This is a genomic window from Oceanobacillus sp. CFH 90083, from assembly GCF_009389585.1.
In the GTDB taxonomy this organism is placed as follows: domain Bacteria; phylum Bacillota; class Bacilli; order Bacillales; family Amphibacillaceae; genus Oceanobacillus.
The window spans coordinates 122,353-142,360 of the sequence record NZ_VIYG01000005.1; the positions used below are offsets into that span (position 1 = coordinate 122,353).

A 20,008-nucleotide genomic window follows, 5' to 3' on the forward strand; every position below is an offset into this window, starting at 1 on the left:
TTATTATTATCATTCATGCTTGCCTAAAAACTTATAAAATGATAAACAAAAGTAAGAATTTTAGAATTGATTAAGCTTTGACCTTTAAATCCTTGATGATTATTTTATTGCAACTTCACAACATTTTGGATTATACTCCTATTATTTACTTAAAATAGTAATAAATTGCCTGCTTAGCAATATTAACTTTGGAATCCTCCTAATAAATTCCTTTTAATCCTTGTTCATAATCTAAATTAAGTATTATCTTTTTAGCCTTTTCAATATCTTGGGGATGAACAAATATATCATTATCATTAAAATCCCTTAAACCTAAGTCATGATATATACTGAAAGGAGCTAATTACTATGTTCCCAACCTCAAGGGAGATAAGAAGTTAAAAAAGGGGCTAAAATTTATTTTCCCCAAAAAAAGAACGGAGTTCAGCGCTTTCAAGGTTGAAAAAGAAAAGAAATAGCCATTTCCACCCCAAAACATAAAAAAGCAGATGAAACCCTTGCCCTACACGATTTAGAATAGTTAAAAACGACATAAACATTCAACCAGGGAGGGGTTATCTGTATGGCAATTATACCACAATGAGTTTGTTTTCGTAGACAGATTTAGAAAATCTACGTGTAGTGATGGAGTATTTACCAGATCAAAAACTCATGGAAACTTTAGAAAAAGGACGTAATGACTATCCTGTCCGAGCGGCTTGGAATACGATATTAGCTGGTGTTGTTTTCCAGCATGATTCGATGGAGTCGCTTCGGCGTGAATTAAATAGGAATGCCCAGCTACTCTGGTTATACGTTTTAGAAATGGAAATAGCACCTCCAGCTTACGTCTATTCCCAATTAAAAAAATCATGCATCATGAAGTAGCCATCGAAGCGATGTTTCAGACGATGGTAGAGGAAATCAGGCAACTACTTCCGGATTTCGTAAAGACCTTAGCGATGGATGGGAAAGCAATTCCATCAGAAAGGCTAAGACCTTTCAACAACACATAACGTATGTTTTTATTATCAAGTTCTTCACAAACTTTAGAAGTATACTTAAGCTGTTCTTTCGCACTTAATTTTTATGTACTATAGGTATTTTTTAGATATTTGTATAAACGCTGAAATGCACATTGGTTTTCGTTATCAATAAAAAAGTATTTCTTTATTGATAACCAAGCTATACCACCAATTCTGTGAAGTTCAATTATTCCTATTACCTTATCCCATTCTAATTTCATGCGAAGTAACCTAACTAATTCTTCTGATTCTTTTGGTTTCAACTCTTTTTTGAGAGTAAAGTAACTACTCTGTACTCTTTTTTCATGTTTGTCATAAACCTAGGAAGACCCCTTTCCTTAAAAATATTATTAGTATCCACACTTATTGTATTTTGATAGCTATTTTTTAATGTAGAAATTAATCCATTTAATTCAATAATCATTATTGTGTAACATCAAATTACACTAAACCAATATAATGGAAATAATGACCCTTTGTTAACAAAAAGTATTTACCGAAATAGTTAAAATTAATCCCTTCTTGCTTTAGATTGAAAATACATGTTTATTTGAATTACTCCTTTTTCCAAAAAAGGTATCAATATGTTGACATATTAAGTTTTCCTCTAATATACGATAGAGTATAAGTTATATGATTACGCTTTTATTTCTGTTTTTGAAATCAACTTTATAAAGTGGATCCCATTGTCAAGACAACAATTTTATAAAAATAAGGTGGGTCCATTATAGAACTTTCGAGGATACTGTTATGAAATATCTAAAGAAGTAAAACATTCTGGTAGCTATTCAGTATTATTTAAAGAAAAAATCAATAAAAAAGGCATTTTAGAGTGATTTCCCCCACCTTGCTATCCCTTGCCACTACTAACTCCTGTAGCAATCATAAGTGAGTTTACTAGTGGTCAACCCAAGGTGTGAAAGCTCACCGTTTTTGGCAATTTTTCAGCCATTTATATATCATCCTTTCATTTTCATTAGCTTTTAATTTTAGCTTATCCGTATTTTATGATATCACAAATATTTAAAAATACGATATAAAAGACCCTTTCATCCTTATAACTATGGTGAAAGGGATTTATTTCTTTTATCATTACAATGCTGCTCCACGTATCAATTAACTTCATTTCTGCCTTAATAATTCTCTTTCTTTAACCTTTATTTGGTGGTACTTTTAAACCTTATCAGAATACTTGATATATCATCCTTACAGTTGCTTGGCAGATAACGAGTGATAAACTATTTAGATTTTCCTACGAATAATTCAGGTCTAATTTTTAATAATAAAAGCTTTCTCTATCAACTGAAGACAGAGATAAGTATGATTATTTCATTAAAAAAATAACGATTTAATCTTTCCTATAATTTTTCTAAATAATTTTAAGAAAAAATGTTCATAATAGCTTCCATGCTTTAAAAAATATACAAAACATTGATTAAAAAAATATCCTAAAAAAATGAACCCATATAAATAAAAAAGGCACATTGTATTTTTTATCACTATATTTCTAGATTAATTGAAAGAAAAATATCAATAAAATGATAGAAATAAAGAGAACATAGAAACAATTAGAAGTATCATACATAGAACACTCATTATAGTTAAAAATAATATCAAACCAGCTTTATCTCTGTTTTTAATATTCTCCTGATACAGCTTATTCCATCCTCACTTAAATCTTATCATAGCTGACTCTTCAATCAAGCCTTTACCTCATCTTTTTTAACAAGTGTAAAGAAAACAATAAAACCGATGAGCGTGGTTGTAAATATGATCGTCCCCATCGGAACTGCTGATGCCTCATTAATGCCTGCAAGCGGCGAAAAAATGGAACCAAGCAATAATGGAAGCATGCCTAAAACAGCACTGGCACTTCCTGCACGATGGTCCTGCTTGGACATCCCCAATGTAAAGGTACTTGTCAATATCATCCCCATTGTGATCATATAAATAAATATAAATAAAACAATCAATGCCAAAGGCCCTTCAATAATGGTCATGATAAGCAATAACGATGTAACAGTAAGTGCAGTTACAACCGCTGCCTGAAGCATCGTTTTTTCTGGTATGATCCCGCTGAAGCGTCCGATAAGAAAACTTCCTGTTATAATTGCCAGCCCATTAATACCAAATAACACACTAAATACTTGCGGAGATACACCATAGATATCTTGATAAACGAATGGCGTACCGGACACATAAGCAAAACTGCCGCCATGGATAAAACCAACGACTAAAGCATAGCCGATAAAGGAACGGTCCTTCAGCAAACTGCCCATTGTTTTTAACGAAGCTCCTGCTGAACTTGGAATACGCTTATGCGGCGGCAGGGTCTCTTTAAGCTTCACAGCTACAATAGTAACCGTAAGCAGTCCGACTACACTTAAAAAGAAAAAGATACTTTTCCAGCTGGTCGACTCAAACGACAGAATAAAACCGCCTATCATCGGGGCAATCATGGGAGCAATTGCATTAATAACCATCAATAACGAAAAAAACTTTGTCAGCGCCTGTCCGCTGAACACATCTCTTACAACCGCCCGGGAGAGAACAACTCCTGCAGAGGCAGTTAATCCTTGTAAAAACCGCATCGCTATCAATATCACAATATTAGGAGCTAAAGCACATAATATGGAGGCCACCGCAAAAAGAAACGTAGCAATTAATAATGGTTTCCTTCTCCCTTGGGCATCACTGATAGGACCGGCAAACAATTGTCCTACAGCAAGACCTAGTAAACACGCTGTTAAACTTGCCTGTACAAGTGTGGCACTTGTGTGCAAATCTTGCGCTATCTCAGGAAAACTGGGCAAATACATATCAATATTGAGCGGCCCTAAAAAAGCAAGCAGCCCGAGAAGCAATGCTAATCCTAATCGGGTTGCCCCCGTCGGGTTATGTTGTATGGTTCTTTCTCTTTCAAAATTCACTCATTATCACTCCTAACAGCGCCATGATAAATGGCCTTGAACAGATAAAATTTTAAATTTTCCTGGTGCGTCTGTCAAATCTTTCAAACGCTAACTATTAATTGATTTAATTATCTGGACAGTGCAAAACAAAAACCTGATTTCTTCTCCTTTTAAAGAAATCAGGCTCTCCATATTTCAACTAACCCATTCCATTCTTAACCTCTTGCTCTGGCTTGCTCAGTATCTCTAATATTTTTCTGAACTGTTACTGCCGAGAATAAAATTAAGCATTGCAAGAATATTACAATGCTTATACCTACATTCATTATACGTAATTTTCCCGCAAAGAGATGAATCTTTCAGAAAGAAGGTTATTTAGACTTATCGTGCGTGTTCAAAAAAGGTATATAAATTAACGTAAGAACCCCTGCTGTTTAATGACGCTATCTTCCTTCCCCTTCTATCTCCTAAAAAATAAAACACTCATCCGGCTGTTTTATTTTTTATCCTTTATAATCTAACTCTTCTGTATGATAAGAAATACTAGCCAACGCATATAACGCTGCTGTTTCCGTCCGTAAAATCCGCTTTCCCAGCCGGATTGCCTGAAAGCCGGACTCTTTTAGAAGATTAGCTTCTTTCACAGAAATACCGCCTTCCGGACCGATAACAAGGAAAATGCGTTCATTGCCAGATAAGCCGTCAAGCGCAGCTGCAAAAGCAGAAGTATCCCCCGCTTCTCCTTTCGCTTCTTCCTCATAGGCAAAAAGCTTTAACGTATAAGATTTACTTTCCTCCAACAAAGCTGTGAGCGGCATAACATGGGACAGCTCAGGAATCTGATTGCGATGACTCTGCTCACTTGCTTCTTTGATAATTTTCTCAAAGCGTTTGGCTTTTTTATGAAACTTTTGCTCATCCCATTTGGCAACAGATCGCTCCGCCGCAAATGGAATAAATTTTGCCGCGCCCAGTTCTGTTCCTTTTTGAAGAATCCATTCAAACTTATCGCCTTTAGGAATTCCTTGTGCAATGGCAACCTTCACCGGCAATTCAACAGATTCATCTAACCAGCTTTCAATGACTGCCTGTACCTCTGCTTCATGTATTTCTGCAATTTGACAAAGCACTGCTCTTCCATCATCTGTATTGCAAATAATCTCATCGCCTGGTTTATTTCGCATCACCCTTGTAATATGATGAACGTCCTCACCAAGAATCCGGATCATTTGGCCATTTATTTGTTCTGTTGAAATAAAATAACGCTGCATGCTTCCATCACCTGCTTTTATTCCGGTTTTTTTGCAACAATGGAAACCCAATCTTCCATTTCGCTGACAGAGATAATATGAAATCCAGCTTCCACTAACCGCTCACGGACGAGCTGTTTCTTCTTCTGAATAATGCCTGAAGTAATAAAATAACCGCCAGGACGAAGGTTATGGTAAGCATCCTCTACAAAACGGACAATAATCTCAGCAAGGATATTAGAAACAATAACATCTGCCTGACTCTCTACACCATCAAGCAAATTATTTTGTTTCACAGCTACTTGATCCTGAAGATGATTTAATTTCACATTCAATTTGGTGCTCTGAACAGCCACTTCATCTAAATCGAAGGCCTGTACAGATTCTGCGCCTAATTTGACAGAGGCAATGCTTAAAACGCCTGATCCGCAGCCTACATCAATCACTTTATCCCCTGGCTTTACATAGGCTTCCAAACCTTGAATACTCAATACGGTAGTAGGATGTGTACCTGTTCCAAAAGCCATTCCCGGGTCCAGCTCGATAATTAGTTCGTCTGTCGATACCGGCTGGTAGTCCTCCCATGTCGGCGTGATGGTAATCCGGTTGGATATCTTAACCGGCTTATAATACTTCTTCCAGGCACTTGCCCACTCTTCTTCATGGACTTCACTTATTGTCACCTGGTTTTTCCCTAAGTCAATATCATACAGCAGTAATTGATTGATCGCCTGTTTAATCTCATCCACGGTTTCTCCTAAAAAGCTGTTCATCGGCAGATATGCCTTAATACGAACGCCTTCATCCGGGTAGTTCTCAGGATCTAATTCTACTACTTCACCAAAACCTTCTCCTTCAAAACGCTCTATATCTAAAGGATCTTCAATAACTAACCCGCTCGCACCTGTCTCATGCAAAATATTTGAAATAGGCTCCACTGCTTCGTTTGCTGTAAGAATGGTAATCTCTGACCATTTCATATCGAACACCGCCGTTCTTTAAAATTATCTATGTAAAAAGAGATACCTCCAGCTTGCTTATCATTTCTATAGTAATTGACAAAATCCAAGCTGGAGGGTTCTCTGTTTAGTCACCTTTGAACGCTTTACGGAAGCGCTGGAAAATATTATCCTCTTGTTCATCGGTGGATTCATGTCCACCCAGTTCATTAAATTCACGCAGTAATCCTTTTTGCTTTTCTGTTAAATTGGTTGGGGTCATTACTTTTATTTTAATATGCTGATCTCCCTGACCCCTTCCATGAACGTTTGGTGCGCCTTTTCCTTTCAGACGGAAAGTCTTTCCTGTTTGTGTCCCGGCAGGAATTCTTAATTTAACCTTTCCATGAACAGTAGGGACTTCTATTTCATCACCTAAAGCAGCTTGTGCAAAGGTCAGCGGCAATTCACAGAAAATATGGTCGCCTTCCCGGACAAAGAAATCATGCTTGCGAACATGGACCACGACAAACAAATCGCCGGCAGGACCGCCATTTTTTCCAGGTTCTCCTTTTCCAGCAACCCGGATTTGCTGGCCTTCATCAATCCCGGCCGGAATCTTAATATGAATTTTTTTCTTATTATTAACGGTTCCGGAACCGCCGCAAGTATGACACTTTTCAGGTATAATTTTACCTGAGCCCTGACAATAATGACAAACACGGCGGTTCACCACACGGCCAAACGGCGTATTTTGCTCCTGGTTTAATTGACCTGAGCCCTGACAATGCGAGCATGTTTCTACTTTTGTGCCTGGCTTTGCTCCTGAGCCATGACAAGTGTCACATTCTTCTTCCTGTGGTACTTCAATATCAGTCTCTTTTCCGAAAATTGCTTCTTCAAAATCAAGAATCAGCGTATATTGTAAATCGTCTCCCTGCTGTGGAGCGTTCGGATCACGCGTACGTCCGCCGCCTCCAAAAAACATATCAAAAATATCACTGAATCCGCCAAAGTCTTGAGCACCGCCGCCTCCAAAACCACCGAAGCCTTGGCCTTGTGCACCTGCATGCCCAAATTGATCATACTGTGCTTTCTTTTGATCATCACTTAATACTTCATATGCTTCTTTTACTTCTTTAAACTTTTCTGCTGCGTCAGCTTCCTTGTTTACATCCGGATGATATTTACGAGCCAGCTTCCGGTAGCTCTTCTTTATCTCATCTTTCGAGGCACCCTTATCAACGCCTAAAACATCATAATAATCACGTTTTGCCAAATTACTCACTCCCGAAACTCTGATTGCATAAGTTTAATCATATCATCATTCATTTGTCTGTGGCAACAAAGAATATCCGTTTAAAATTAAACTGAATAAAAAGCCTTTATTTTCTGTAAAAAAGTCAAAGCCAAGAGAATCCTGACTTTGACTTCTATTCAGTAGCTATGCATTATTTATTTTCTTTGTCGTCATCAACTTCTGTATAATCCGCATCCACTACATCGTCACCCTGCTGTCCTTCAGCATTTTCTGCTCCTTGTGCTGCTTGAGCTTCCTGTTGTACTTGCTCATAAAGCTTCGCTGAAAGCTGTTGAACTTTTTCTTCCAAAGCATCTTTTTTCGCTTTGATTTGCTCCTGGTCATTAGACTCTAAAGCTTCCTTCAGTTCATCTCTTGCAGCTTCTGCCTGCTGTTTATCCTCGTCAGAAACCTTATCGCCTAAATCTTTTAATGTTTTATCTGTCGTAAATACAAGCTGATCTGCCTGGTTGCGAAGCTCTACTTCTTCACGGCGTGCTTTATCCGCATCCGCATTTTCTTCTGCTTCTTTTACCATGCGATCCACCTCTTCATCAGATAAACCGGAAGAAGATTTAATGGTAATGGATTGCTCTTTATTTGTTCCTAAATCTTTCGCTCTAACATTCACGATACCATTTGCATCAATATCAAAGGATACCTCTATTTGCGGCATACCGCGTGGTGCCGGCGGAATATCCGTTAATTGGAAACGGCCGAGTGTTTTGTTGTCTGCCGCCATTTCACGTTCCCCTTGAAGGACATGAATATCTACTGCAGTCTGGTTATCCGCTGCTGTAGAGAATACTTGTGATGCACTTGTCGGGATCGTTGTATTACGCTCGATCAATTTTGTGAATACTGCCCCCATTGTTTCAATACCTAAAGAAAGTGGTGTTACGTCAAGAAGTAATACGTCTTTCACATCACCTTGCAGGACACCGCCTTGAATAGCTGCACCAAGTGCTACAACTTCATCCGGGTTAACACCTTTAGATGGTTCTTGACCTAATTCTTTCTTAATCGCTTCCTGTACAGCAGGAATACGTGTAGAACCACCGACTAGGATAACTTTGTGAATATCCTTGCTGGATAAACCGGCGTCAGAAAGGGCACGGCGCGTCGGTTTCATAGTACGTTCTACTAAATCAGATGATAATTCATCAAATTTCGCACGGGATAATGTCATTTCCAGGTGCAATGGACCAGCTTCACCAGCTGTAATAAACGGAAGAGAGATTTGTGTCTGTGCAACACCGGATAGATCCTTCTTCGCTTTTTCTGCTGCATCTTTCAAACGCTGTACAGCCATTTTATCCTTAGAAAGATCAATACCGTTTTCTTTTCTGAACTCTTCTACCATATGCTTGATGATTACTTCATCAAAGTCATCCCCGCCAAGACGATTGTCTCCGGCAGTTGCTACAACCTCAAAAGTACCATCGCCAATATCCAAGATAGACACATCAAAAGTACCGCCGCCCAGGTCATATACAAGAATAGTCTGATCTTGATCGTCTTTATCAATACCATATGCAAGTGCAGCTGCTGTCGGCTCGTTAATAATACGTTCCACTTCAAGACCGGCAATTTTACCAGCATCTTTGGTAGCTTGACGTTCTGCATCATTAAAGTAAGCAGGAACAGTAATTACTGCTTTTTCTACTTTCTCGCCAATATAATCCTCAGCGTATGATTTAATATACTGAAGGATAATTGCTGAAATCTCTTGTGGAGTATACTCTTTATCCTCAATCGTCACTTTGTAGTCTGTACCAATATGACGTTTGATAGATTGAACTGTATTCGGGTTTGTAATTGCCTGACGTTTAGCAACCTCCCCAACCTGTCTCTCACCATTTTTAAAAGATACAACAGAAGGAGTTGTACGGTTTCCTTCCGGATTTGGGATAACGACTGCTTCGCCACCCTCCATAACTGATACACATGAGTTTGTTGTTCCTAAGTCGATTCCGATAATTTTACTCATTCTTTATTTCCTCCTTAATACTTCCATGACACATTTTAATTATTTATTGACTTTTACCATTGCGGGCCGGATTACCCGTTCCTTTAAGAGATAGCCTTTTTGAAGCTCTTCCACCACTGTATTTGCTTCTGCAGAGTCATCTTCAATTTGCATCACTGCGTGGTGTATATTTGGATCAAAGTCAGCACCCTCTGTTTCAATAATCGTAACACCTTGTGAAGTGAATACATCCTGTAACTGACGGTAGACCATATCAATACCTTCAAGAATGCTTTTGTTTTCTTCGGATACTTCTACTTGCAGTGCGCGTTCAAAATTATCCATAACTGGAAGCAGTTCCTGGATCATGTCCTGCGCTTTGTATTTGCGATCTGCTTCACGCTCTTTTAATGTACGTCTTTTATAATTATCAAACTCTGCCTGCAAACGAAGCATACGATTTGAGAGCTCTTCTTTTTCATTTTTCAATGCTTCTATTTGAGATTCTAATTCATTATTTTCATCAACAGCTTCTGAATCAGATTCTTCTATTGTTTCTTCTATAATTTCTTGTTCCTCTTCCTGGATTGCTTCTTCTTTTTTTTCATTCTCTGACATCTACTCAGGCACCTCTTTTCTTGATTCCAATTAAAAACTATACCATAGAAGATATAGATAGGGAACCAAAATTCTTGATTTCTTTATGAGGGTGTTCAAACACTATAAGCGTGTTATCTTATTTTAAGATTTATCACCATACCATTTTCCCATCGCACCAGTCATTTCCTTTGAGATGGCTTGCATTAAGGATAATACTTTTTTGTATTCCATTCTCGTAGGTCCGATTAACGCAATGGTTCCCATCTGACCACCGCCGATATGGTAGGAAGCAGTAATCAAACTCAAATCTTTAATCTCTTCCACTTCATTTTCATGTCCAATGGAAACTTTAATCCCCTGATTGGAATTTTTCAAGAGATTTACAATTTCATCTTCACGCTCCATCAAAGCATAGAATGAGCGAATTCGATCCACATCATTAAATTCCGGCTGCATTAATATATTTGCTTTGCCGCCAAAATACAGCTTCACCGCCTGCTCTTGTGTGAACAGCGTCCGAATCCAATTGAGCGAAGAATCTACCCCGTTCATATACCTCATCATTAGGGAAGCTACCTCATTTTGAATCACCTCAGGAAGTTTATAAAGTGCTACTCCATACAGGCGATCGTTTAAAATGTTGACAAGCTTTTCTATATCAGATGATGAGACTCCTGTTGGCAGCGTAAAAGAACGATGCTCTACATGACCTGTGTTTGTTACTAAAATCGCTACTGCTGATTGATCGGATAATGCCAGAACCTGAATCTGTTTTACTGTTGCTTCAAACATTTCCGGTCCAAGGATGATGGACGTATAGTTTGTTAATTCAGAAAGTGCCTCTGCTGCCGTCTGGACAATCTGTTCAAACTCATATATGCCGTTATTTGTTAACTTTTCAATGATCCCCAGTCCATGCTGGTGTATTTCAGGACCAATTAAATGATCAACATAATAACGGTAGCCTTTTTCTGAAGGGACACGCCCGGAAGAAGTATGTGTCTTTTCCAGGAACCCTGATTCTTCTAAATCCGCCATTTCATTTCGAATCGTTGCAGCACTGTAAGGCAAAGTATCTTTTTTAGATAACGCCCTCGACCCAACCGGCTTGGCAGAATCTATAAAATCATCAATAATGACCTGCAATATCATAAGCTGCCTATCTGTTAACATGATGATCACCTCTGTTAGCACTCTCTTATTATGAGTGCTAAATCTATAATTAAATTATCAAATTCATTTTCTTTTGTCAAACAGTTTGACCTTTTGCTTTTTTTATTTTTTGCTCAAAATTCTCCAGTAATAAAAATTGCCCGAAAACCCGGTCGCCAAGAAGCATTCCTTGATTCGTCAAGGAATAATTTCCATTGTTATATGTTAATAAATTATCCTGTTTTAATTGTGTCAATTCATCACGATATAATTTTTCCAATGATAAACCATATCTTTCCCTAAATTCACCTGGATTAATCCCTTCTGTTTTTCGAAGCTGCAGGAATAATTCTTCTTCAATCTGGTCCTGCAATGTTATCTCCTCAAGGTGCTCAACTGCTGAACCAGTTTGATTAATTTCCCTCATATATGTCCCCAAAGGCTTATAATTTGCCGTACGCTTTCCAGGTAGATAACCATGGGCTCCAGCTCCAAACCCAAAATAATAATCGTTATTCCAGTACGTTAAATTATGTCTGCTCTCGTATCCAGGTTTAGCAAAATTACTGATTTCATACTGCTGTACACCCTGTTTTTTCATATTTTCCTGCAGGAGCCGATACATCTCTACCTCATCATCCTCCGGGGGCTGATGCAGGTCTCCTTTTCTCCGTTTGTGATAGAACACCGTTTTAGGTTCAATTTGCAGCGCATATGTTGAATAATGAGGAAGTCCAAACTGCAACGCTTCTTTTAATGTTTTTTCAAAATGGGCAACGGTCTGATCAGGGAGAGCATAAATTAAATCCAGACTAATATTGGTAAACGCTGCTTGCGTGAGAATATCAACGGTTGTATAAACATCCTTCACTCGATGCATACGACCGATTTTTTCAAGCATGTCGTCATCCATCACCTGCACACCAAACGAAATCCGGTTGACTCCGTAATCATAAAGTAATTTTGCTTTTTCTATATCAATATCACCTGGATTAATTTCAATCGTGAATTCTTCGCACGACCTGAGGTCAAATTTTTCATTTAAAAACTGAAACAGCCTTTGCAATTGTCCAATTGATAATGCTGTAGGTGTTCCGCCCCCCATATAAATCGTACGAAAAATGTTCTTCTTGCCGGGAATTGCTGTGTCAATTTCTGTTATTAATGCGTCTATAAAAGCATCTGCCTTTGTTTCCATGTAAAAGTACTTTACAAAGTTGCAGTAATGACAAATTTGCTTACAAAAAGGAATATGAATATATACAGACTGAACTTGCATGTTTAACTTCTCCTCTAGTAAAAAAGAAAAACAGATAAGATGATTCTTATTTGCTTTTCTTTAGTCAAATTAGCTGTTTAACCTTTAGCTATTCTTGAGCTTATTTTATAGTATTTAATGTTTGCCCGCAATTTCCATAGATAACTGCGTCATTTCAGTATAATAAAACCCGCTGTCATAGCTTGAGCAGCGGGTTTTATATTAATATGGCGTTTAATTCTCATCCATCTTCAAAACAGCCATAAATGCCTCTTGCGGAACCTCTACCGAACCTACCATCTTCATCCGTTTTTTACCTTCTTTTTGTTTTTCAAGAAGCTTTCTCTTCCGGGAAATATCCCCGCCATAGAGCTTTGCGGTAACATCTTTACGAACTGCTTTGATATTGGACCGGGCTACAATTTTATTACCAATTGCCGCCTGAACCGGCACTTCAAATTGCTGTCTCGGAATTAATTTCTTCAGTTGATCAACAATCTGCTTACCGCGCTCATATGCAAAATCACGATGGACAACAAATGATAGCGCATCAATTGTATCACCATTAAGCAATATATCCATCTTCACCAGACGGGATGGCTGGTAGCCGATTAATTCATAGTCAAAGGATGCATATCCTTTCGTCTGCGATTTTAATTGATCAAAGAAATCATAAACAATTTCCGAAAGAGGAATATGATAAATTACGTTCACACGAATATCATCTAAATACTGCATATCTACAAAATTTCCGCGTTTCTTTTGGGCAATTTCCATTACTGCTCCGACATAATCATTGGGAACCATAATGGTTGCTTCAACATAAGGCTCACGCACCTCCTGAATCACCTGCGGATCCGGCATTTCTGACGGGTTATCTACAGAAACTACTTCGCCATTTGTCAGCTCCACTTCAAAAATAACACTTGGCGCTGTTGTAATTAAGCTGATGCCAAATTCTCTTTCAATACGCTCTTGAATAATTTCCATATGAAGTAAGCCTAAGAATCCGCAACGAAAGCCGAAGCCAAGTGCTTGAGAGGTCTCGGCTTCATATTGCAGGGAAGAATCATTTAACTCTAACCTCTCCAATGCCTCTCTTAAATCGTTATAGTCATTAGAATCTACCGGATAAAGTCCGCAGAATACCATTGGATTTAAACGGCGGTAACCAGGTAATGCTTCGCCTGCCGGTTTGGCAGCTAACGTAATCGTATCCCCGACACGGGAATCACCGACATTTTTAATAGATGCTGTCAAATAACCAACATCTCCAACGGTTAATTCTTTTTTGGCAAGCTGCTTCGGTGTAAATACCCCTACTTCATTCACCTCGAATTCTTTCCCTGTAGCCATCATTTTAATTTTGTCTCCGACTTTCACAGAGCCTTCCTTCACACAGACATAAGCAATAACCCCGCGGTAAGAATCATAAAGCGAGTCAAAGATTAATGCCTTCAGCGGAGCATCCGGATCTCCAGCCGGTTCCGGGACAACTTCTGCTACACGCTCCAGAATTTCTTCAATTCCGATATTTGCTTTAGCCGAGGCTAAGATTGCTTCATCACCATCAATCCCTAATACATCCTCTAATTCCTTTTTAACTTTTTCAGTGTCTGCACTCGGTAAATCAATTTTATTAATTACTGGAATAATTTCTAGATCGTTTTCCATTGCTAAATAAACGTTCGCCAGTGTCTGTGCTTCAATCCCTTGAGCTGCATCCACCACAAGAATAGCCCCTTCACAGGCAGCCAGACTTCTGGATACCTCATACGTAAAGTCGACATGACCTGGTGTATCAATTAAATGGAAGATAAATTCTTCTCCAGCTTTATTTGTATACTTTAGCTGCACTGCATTTAATTTAATCGTTATGCCGCGTTCACGCTCCAAATCCATTCCATCTAAGAGCTGGTCCTTCATTTCACGTTTTGTTACTGTTTCTGTATTTTCAAGAATTCGATCTGCTAAGGTTGACTTCCCGTGGTCAATATGAGCAATGATCGAAAAATTTCTGACGTTTCTTTTTTTATTCGTCATTTCACGCACACTCCTAAGTTTTTCCTGAACAACCTATATTTCTTTCCATAAAAAAGGCGTCAATTACTAGCATTGATTATAGCAATTGACGCCCCGAGATTCAATGATTAACTAACGATAGACCTGGTCACTTTTAGAAAAACAGCTCTCCTATCCCATACATAATGGCGACAATGACTTCAAACAGTTTTTTCACAATACCCTCCATGGTTGCTGCTGTCCGATTTGTCAGGGAATAATTGCCTTCTTCAAGCACATCTGATTCTGCGATAATGATTTGTTCCTGTTCATCAGTCTGTTCCATTACTTCAACGGCAGAGGTGTCTGGAGCAGCCGTTTCATTCTTCTGCATACCGAATACCAGTCCACTAAGAAAAAAGATGACAAGTAGTAACAATATAATAATATTTCGCATCAAATCTCCCCTTATTGTGTGTGTTCAAAAAGTCTGATAAATAGGACCAAGAAGTTCAAGGCGACTAGCTATTTCCAAACGGGCTTCCACAGGATGTGGTGATTTCTACGTTGCCCACACGACGTGGGAGCTCTTAGTAGAAGTTCCTCTATGCTTTATAATACGTGAGTATTGAAAATAACTAGTCAACGCACTTCCGCAGGATGCGGTGGCTTCTGCGTTGCCCACACGACGTGGGCGTTCTTAGTAGAAGATCCTTTTCTCGCCGTGTCATTTTTATTGGACTTTTTGAACATCCTCTTATTGATCAGATTGTACTGCTTCGGCATCCCAATAATAATCGCTGAATACTTCTGCCAGAGCATCAGCAGAGCGATACAGCTCCTCCAGAGTATTATCTACCCCGCCAAATTCAATGAGCAATGCATTGTCACCGATATCTTGATTGTAAATGCCATTTCCGCTCGTACCATCCTTTTGGAACACTCCCCGGCTCATTCCCGGGTATGCTTCTTCTATTAAAGCATGCAATTCGGTTGCTACTTTTAAGTTTTTTTCATAGTCCGGATGTCCGGTACCAATCACAAATAGCGTTTTGGCATAATCTTCCCCATCAATCGTTTGCGTTGTCTTGTCTCTCCTCAGGGCATCCCGATGCAGATCAAACACATATTGAATTTCCCTATTTCCTGCCATCGCTTCCTCTACAATTTCACGGGAAGCTTCATAGGATTGATGATATTCCATTCCCCGCTCATTGAGCAGCTGTCCAAAATCCGTATTATCGATTTGTGTTCCAATCCCTTTCCTCTTCAGAGACTCTGCTAAACGCTCACTGACTTTTGTAATATTAATTTCTCCATGCATGGCAGCGTCCGGTTCTGTTTCGTTTGGCAAATGCGGCAAAAACGACTCTCGATTATGGGTATTATAAATAAAAACAACATCCCTGTCTCCAGTTGTCTGCTCACTCTCTATTTCTTCCGTTTCTTCCTCTTGTTCCTCCTCTTCCCCTGTCAGCACTGCTTCTCTGTCCCTTAACACTTCTTCTAAAGGCGGATTGGATTCAATTGGAAAATGGGTGAAATCATTATCACTTGCCATTAATAATTTATTATCAAATATAGAAAACCCTGGTATTTCATTTCCAAAAAGACTTCTGGGATCTGTCGGCTTCACGTTTGATGTCAGTTCAAAGAATACGTCTGTTAATTTAGGGATTTCTGCTTCCGGCTCAGGAAAACTCTGCGTATAGGCCCTGTTTTCCATCGTAATTAAATGATAAAAAATCGCACTATCCATTTCCTTCGTCCAATCGTTAAGTATATCTGATGAAAACCGATAGGCAGGCTGCACCGCCGTTAATATACTAATCAACAAAAATATACTAACAAAAAATAAAATATAAAGACCGCTCCGTCGAGAAAAGGTTTGTACCATTTTACTCCAGTTATTTTTTTTCATAAAAATACACGATGCCACCTTTCTCTAATTACTCTATAGTTCAATCTATGAGTAAACTAGAGAAAGTAGAACCGTGTAAGAATGAAAAAAATAGACTTGATAGAGGATGAGAAATATCATCACCTGGAAAAGCTTGAAAAATTATCGATGGTCACCGTCTCATGCAAGGCAGCATTCAATCCATTTGCTATCACTTCAGCCATATCAATCATAAAGCCATCCACTTCTTTTGGTGTGACCATTAAATTATGGCCAAGCGGCGTTAACACTTCCATGATCAGTTGCCTTTTATCCTCCTCAGATAATCCGCCAATCATGCCAAACAGCTTTTCCCGCTGCTCTTTATCAGGCAAATCTGCATCCGTCAATTGCTTTGCCCCGAAATTCATACCAGCAGGAGTTAACGATTTAGATGGATGATCCTTTTCCTTCCATTCTCTCCCGAAGTGTTTTAATAAATAATCGATGGTATCACTCGTTATTGTTACTGCATCTACCACTGTCGGCACACCAATAGCAATGACAGGAACTCCCAATGTCTGTTTACTTATTTCCTTGCGTTTATTGCCCACTCCAGAACCTGGATGAATTCCTGTATCAGATAGTTGAATCGTTTCATTCACTCTGCTGATCGATCTGGAAGCTAACGCATCGATGGCAATAACCATATCAGGCTGGTATTTTTCTACAATCCCGAAAATAACATCACTGGTTTCAATACCTGTCACCCCCATTACCCCTGGTGTAATAGCAGCTACTTCGCTATAGCCTTCTGCAACAGATTCTGGCTGCAATCGAAATAAATGGCTGGTGACCATCACTTTCTCCACTGTCATCGGTCCTAAAGCATCAGGAGTTACATTCCAATTTCCTAAACCCACAACTAAGCACGAGGCTTTAGCAGGTAAATTCTGTTTTTTTATTAACTCCTCAAGCTCTTTCGCTAAAACCTTTGCCGCCTGATGCTGCTTTTCTGTATCTTGCTTTTTTACACCATCGGTATGAATGGTAACATAATTTCCAGGCTTTTTTCCGATTTGTTCGGCACCAGTATCATCAATCGTTACATAAGAAATTTTTATATCCTTGATTGCATTTTCTTTAAAAGTAACACCAGCAATATCCTTCTTTTCTTGATTATTTTGCTGTTCCGTATACATTTCTCTTGCTTCCACAGCTAAATCAGTTCTTACTTGAAAATTTTCCTCCATATTTTTCATCACACCATGCCCCTTTTTTAATACGCACTAACAGGAGTTTTAACGGACAATTCTCCTTGAAAAACTCCTGTATTTAAACATTCTTAGCATGCACCCGTTTAATAATTTCATACCAATTTGTTGATTAAGCAACAATTCTATTGAAAAGATGGGGCAGCTTTGGTAAAATACTCTTGTCGTACGTAGAAAATTGACAGTTGATTAAAGTATACGAATGTGCGTGTTCGAAAAGAGCAATACGAACTACGTTAACCCTTTTTGAACACGTACTTTAAAACATGTTTATTTTAAATCGTACACTTTTTAGGAGGTGAATAGACATGGCAAATATTAAATCTGCAATTAAACGCGTAGAAGTTAACCAAAAGAAACGAACTGCTAACGTTTCACAGCTTTCTGCTATGCGTACTGAAATTAAACGTGTAGAGCAACTTGCAGCAGCAAATGAAAAAGAAAATGCAAAAGCAGCATTCCAATCTGCAAGCAAGCATATTGATAAAGCAGCCCAAAAAGGTATCATCCATAGAAACGCTGCTAATCGTCAAAAGGCTCGTTTAGCTAAAAAAGTTAACGCATAATGATAAAAAGGTGAAGTAAGTACGGACAACCTCCGTAGCTGCTTCACCTTTTATTTTAATTACACTCTATAAGATCCTAGACCAAATCCATTAACAGCAGTTCAAATGCTAAACCTTTTTCCATTAAGCCCTGTTTCATTTTGGCATCCGTTTCTGCAAGCTGGCAAATGATATAGGATAGACGTTCTTCGGATAATTTTGCTTCCCTGGCCATCGCTACCTTAATAACATAGGGATGTGCACCAATATTCTTCTGAATTTGAAATTGGGAATACCCCTTCTTTTTTAACTGTTTTACTCTTAGAATCATCCGAAACTGATAAGCAAGCAAGCCGATCATCGCAATAGGATCTTCATTCATTTTCTCTAAATCCTGATAAATTTGAATCGCTTCCTGAATACTCCCCTTCATAACAGCATCAACAAGTGCGAGCGATGTAGTGGTCGGTGTGTGCGAAACTAACTGCTGTGCAACCTCTTTAGTCACAACACCATTAGCCCCAACAAATAAAGCGAGCTTCTCAATTTCACTTTGCAGAAGCTGAATATTATTAGAAACCTCTGCCTCCAATATTTCCATCGCTTCCGGCTCAATATCGATCTCATATGATTTCATCAGGGTTTGAATCCACGTTTTTGCATCTTTTTCTTTAACAGATTGACAATCCACAGGGGTTGCCAGCTTTTTAAATTGTTTCGTTACCTTTTTACGTTCATCCAGCTTTTCATACGGCGCTATGATTAGTAAAATGGAATACTCAGGCGGATTTTGTAAGTACTCCTGTAAATATGCTAAATCATGCTCAAATGGTGTTTTATCAGGTTTTGTTTTCACAAAAGAGGCATTGCTGGCAAATATCAATTTGCGGTCCCCGAAAAACGGGAATGTTTCTGCATCCGCTAAAACCTCTTGTATAGATGTTTCTTCCAGGTCATAAAGAATGAGATTGGTCTTGTCTCCCTCTAATACTGTTTTAATCAGCTGTGCCTTGAGCTTCTCAATAAAATAAGTTTCTGTACCAAAAGCAAAGTATACAGGACTTACTTGACGGATTTTTATTTTGTTAATCTGATCTATCGTTGACATGACATTCCCCACCTAAGTAAATGATCTCTTCTATCGTATAAGGAAGTACAGATAAACGCAAGAACGAAAAGCGCAAAGCGCCCGTTTAAAAACGTAGAGATTGGAGCGGTACAACTGAGATAAAGGAAACACGGTGACGTAAGGAGCCGATGTTGACTTATCGTAAGGCGTGACGTGAAATCTCCTAGTTTTTGGCGCTTGGAGCTGGACATGGCTATTCTTGAATAAGAATTAAATCAGGCAAAATTATATACTTTTCTATTCCTTAAAAAAAGGGAAGAACAATATTTAAATTGTTTCTTCCCAGGTTAAGCATCTATATTAAACGCCTTAAAATAAGCTCTAGAAACAAATTTTAAGAACGATATTTGCTTATAAATAATTTGTGCTTTCCGGCAAAAAGTATAGATGTTAACTGTTGCTAAAAATGGCTGGTACCTTATAAGTAAGGAATCCTGTTAAGAATGTAGATTTTTTCAGGTGGATGATTTATACTATAATTGTGAGCATAGGAGGGGTATATCTTGAACGATTTTGAAAAAGATCCGCAGTACAAAGGTAGCGATGTAGTAGACTCCATTAAAGGATTTACCTTTTCATTTCTCTTTTTCTTTATCATTTTTGCGGTTGGTGTAACCATCAGCGTGATTGGTCAATAATAAAAGAGATAAAAAGGTTGAAAAACTGGTTGTCACCCATGCTTTTAGGCGACAACCTCGACTGTCAAAAAGGAAGGGATGATATCTCTTCTTTTTTGCACTTTAAGAAAGTATAAAGAATGTAAAGACTAAAGCGCGACGGACACGATGTCCCCCAGT

The 20,008-nt window shown here is 38.5% G+C and carries 16 protein-coding genes; 2 read left to right on the plus strand and 14 right to left on the minus strand.

Annotated features, from left to right (window positions below; genetic code table 11):
- Window positions 1-199: 199 nt before the first annotated feature.
- From FLK20_RS09310 to gpr, 13 genes are all read right to left on the minus strand, one after another.
- Window positions 200-328, minus strand: coding sequence for a nucleotidyltransferase family protein (locus FLK20_RS09310; RefSeq protein WP_152656512.1), 129 nt, complete (start codon window positions 326-328; stop codon window positions 200-202).
- Between the two features lie 2,376 nt (window positions 329-2,704).
- Window positions 2,705-3,910, minus strand: coding sequence for a Bcr/CflA family efflux MFS transporter (locus FLK20_RS09320; RefSeq protein ID WP_152656513.1), 1,206 nt, complete (start codon window positions 3,908-3,910; stop codon window positions 2,705-2,707).
- 509 nt (window positions 3,911-4,419) lie between these two features.
- Entirely contained in the window at window positions 4,420-5,187 is a 768-nt protein-coding gene (locus FLK20_RS09325; RefSeq protein WP_152656296.1) for a 16S rRNA (uracil(1498)-N(3))-methyltransferase, read from the minus strand.
- 17 nt (window positions 5,188-5,204) lie between these two features.
- Window positions 5,205-6,146, minus strand: coding sequence for a 50S ribosomal protein L11 methyltransferase (prmA, locus tag FLK20_RS09330; RefSeq protein WP_152656297.1), 942 nt, complete (start codon window positions 6,144-6,146; stop codon window positions 5,205-5,207).
- Window positions 6,147-6,252: 106 nt separating this feature from the next.
- Window positions 6,253-7,383, minus strand: a complete 1,131-nt coding sequence (dnaJ, locus tag FLK20_RS09335; protein WP_152656298.1) for a molecular chaperone DnaJ — start codon at window positions 7,381-7,383, stop codon at window positions 6,253-6,255.
- 172 nt (window positions 7,384-7,555) lie between these two features.
- Window positions 7,556-9,394, minus strand: a complete 1,839-nt coding sequence (gene dnaK / locus FLK20_RS09340; RefSeq protein WP_152656299.1) for a molecular chaperone DnaK — start codon at window positions 9,392-9,394, stop codon at window positions 7,556-7,558.
- A gap of 39 nt (window positions 9,395-9,433) precedes the next feature.
- Window positions 9,434-9,991, minus strand: a complete 558-nt coding sequence (grpE, locus tag FLK20_RS09345) for a nucleotide exchange factor GrpE (protein ID WP_152656300.1) — start codon at window positions 9,989-9,991, stop codon at window positions 9,434-9,436.
- A 123-nt stretch (window positions 9,992-10,114) separates the two neighbouring features.
- Window positions 10,115-11,146, minus strand: a complete 1,032-nt coding sequence (gene hrcA, locus FLK20_RS09350) for a heat-inducible transcriptional repressor HrcA (RefSeq protein WP_152656301.1) — start codon at window positions 11,144-11,146, stop codon at window positions 10,115-10,117.
- Window positions 11,147-11,222: 76 nt separating this feature from the next.
- A complete protein-coding gene (hemW, locus tag FLK20_RS09355) occupies window positions 11,223-12,404 on the minus strand; it encodes a radical SAM family heme chaperone HemW (protein WP_152656302.1) in 1,182 nt (393 codons plus the stop codon).
- A 213-nt stretch (window positions 12,405-12,617) separates the two neighbouring features.
- Window positions 12,618-14,426, minus strand: coding sequence for a translation elongation factor 4 (lepA, locus tag FLK20_RS09360; protein ID WP_152656303.1), 1,809 nt, complete (start codon window positions 14,424-14,426; stop codon window positions 12,618-12,620).
- 133 nt (window positions 14,427-14,559) lie between these two features.
- Window positions 14,560-14,841 (minus strand): hypothetical protein, encoded by a 282-nt coding sequence (locus tag FLK20_RS09365; protein WP_152656304.1) that lies wholly within the window; start codon window positions 14,839-14,841, stop codon window positions 14,560-14,562.
- Window positions 14,842-15,141: 300 nt separating this feature from the next.
- Window positions 15,142-16,305, minus strand: coding sequence for a stage II sporulation protein P (gene spoIIP, locus FLK20_RS09370; RefSeq protein ID WP_194165592.1), 1,164 nt, complete (start codon window positions 16,303-16,305; stop codon window positions 15,142-15,144).
- A gap of 119 nt (window positions 16,306-16,424) precedes the next feature.
- On the minus strand, window positions 16,425-17,525 hold the full coding sequence (gene gpr, locus FLK20_RS09375; protein WP_152656305.1) for a GPR endopeptidase: 1,101 nt from the start codon (window positions 17,523-17,525) through the stop codon (window positions 16,425-16,427).
- A gap of 320 nt (window positions 17,526-17,845) precedes the next feature.
- Here gpr and rpsT point away from each other — a divergent pair, with 320 nt between their 5' ends.
- A complete protein-coding gene (gene rpsT / locus FLK20_RS09380; protein ID WP_152656306.1) occupies window positions 17,846-18,103 on the plus strand; it encodes a 30S ribosomal protein S20 in 258 nt (85 codons plus the stop codon).
- Window positions 18,104-18,179: 76 nt separating this feature from the next.
- On the opposite strand, the gene holA is transcribed toward rpsT, so the two are convergent.
- Window positions 18,180-19,190, minus strand: a complete 1,011-nt coding sequence (gene holA / locus FLK20_RS09385; protein WP_152656307.1) for a DNA polymerase III subunit delta — start codon at window positions 19,188-19,190, stop codon at window positions 18,180-18,182.
- Window positions 19,191-19,714: 524 nt separating this feature from the next.
- On the opposite strand from holA, the gene FLK20_RS09390 reads away from it, so the two are divergent.
- Window positions 19,715-19,849 (plus strand): YqzM family protein, encoded by a 135-nt coding sequence (locus FLK20_RS09390; RefSeq protein ID WP_152656308.1) that lies wholly within the window; start codon window positions 19,715-19,717, stop codon window positions 19,847-19,849.
- Window positions 19,850-20,008 lie beyond the last annotated feature (159 nt).

Bases quoted from the DNA above. Each gene is read 5' to 3' on its own strand.
- grpE (WP_152656300.1), bottom strand. From the start codon at position 9,991: ATGTCAGAGAATGAAAAAAAAGAAGAAGCAATCCAGGAAGAGGAACAA.
- rpsT (WP_152656306.1), top strand. From the start codon at position 17,846: ATGGCAAATATTAAATCTGCAATTAAACGCGTAGAAGTTAACCAAAAG.
- FLK20_RS09325 (WP_152656296.1), bottom strand. From the start codon at position 5,187: ATGCAGCGTTATTTTATTTCAACAGAACAAATAAATGGCCAAATGATC.
- prmA (WP_152656297.1), bottom strand. From the start codon at position 6,146: ATGAAATGGTCAGAGATTACCATTCTTACAGCAAACGAAGCAGTGGAG.
- gpr (WP_152656305.1), bottom strand. From the start codon at position 17,525: ATGAAAAATATGGAGGAAAATTTTCAAGTAAGAACTGATTTAGCTGTG.
- lepA (WP_152656303.1), bottom strand. From the start codon at position 14,426: ATGACGAATAAAAAAAGAAACGTCAGAAATTTTTCGATCATTGCTCAT.
- FLK20_RS09365 (WP_152656304.1), bottom strand. From the start codon at position 14,841: ATGCGAAATATTATTATATTGTTACTACTTGTCATCTTTTTTCTTAGT.
- dnaK (WP_152656299.1), bottom strand. From the start codon at position 9,394: ATGAGTAAAATTATCGGAATCGACTTAGGAACAACAAACTCATGTGTA.
- spoIIP (WP_194165592.1), bottom strand. From the start codon at position 16,305: ATGAAAAAAAATAACTGGAGTAAAATGGTACAAACCTTTTCTCGACGG.
- hrcA (WP_152656301.1), bottom strand. From the start codon at position 11,146: ATGTTAACAGATAGGCAGCTTATGATATTGCAGGTCATTATTGATGAT.
- hemW (WP_152656302.1), bottom strand. From the start codon at position 12,404: ATGCAAGTTCAGTCTGTATATATTCATATTCCTTTTTGTAAGCAAATT.
- holA (WP_152656307.1), bottom strand. From the start codon at position 19,190: ATGTCAACGATAGATCAGATTAACAAAATAAAAATCCGTCAAGTAAGT.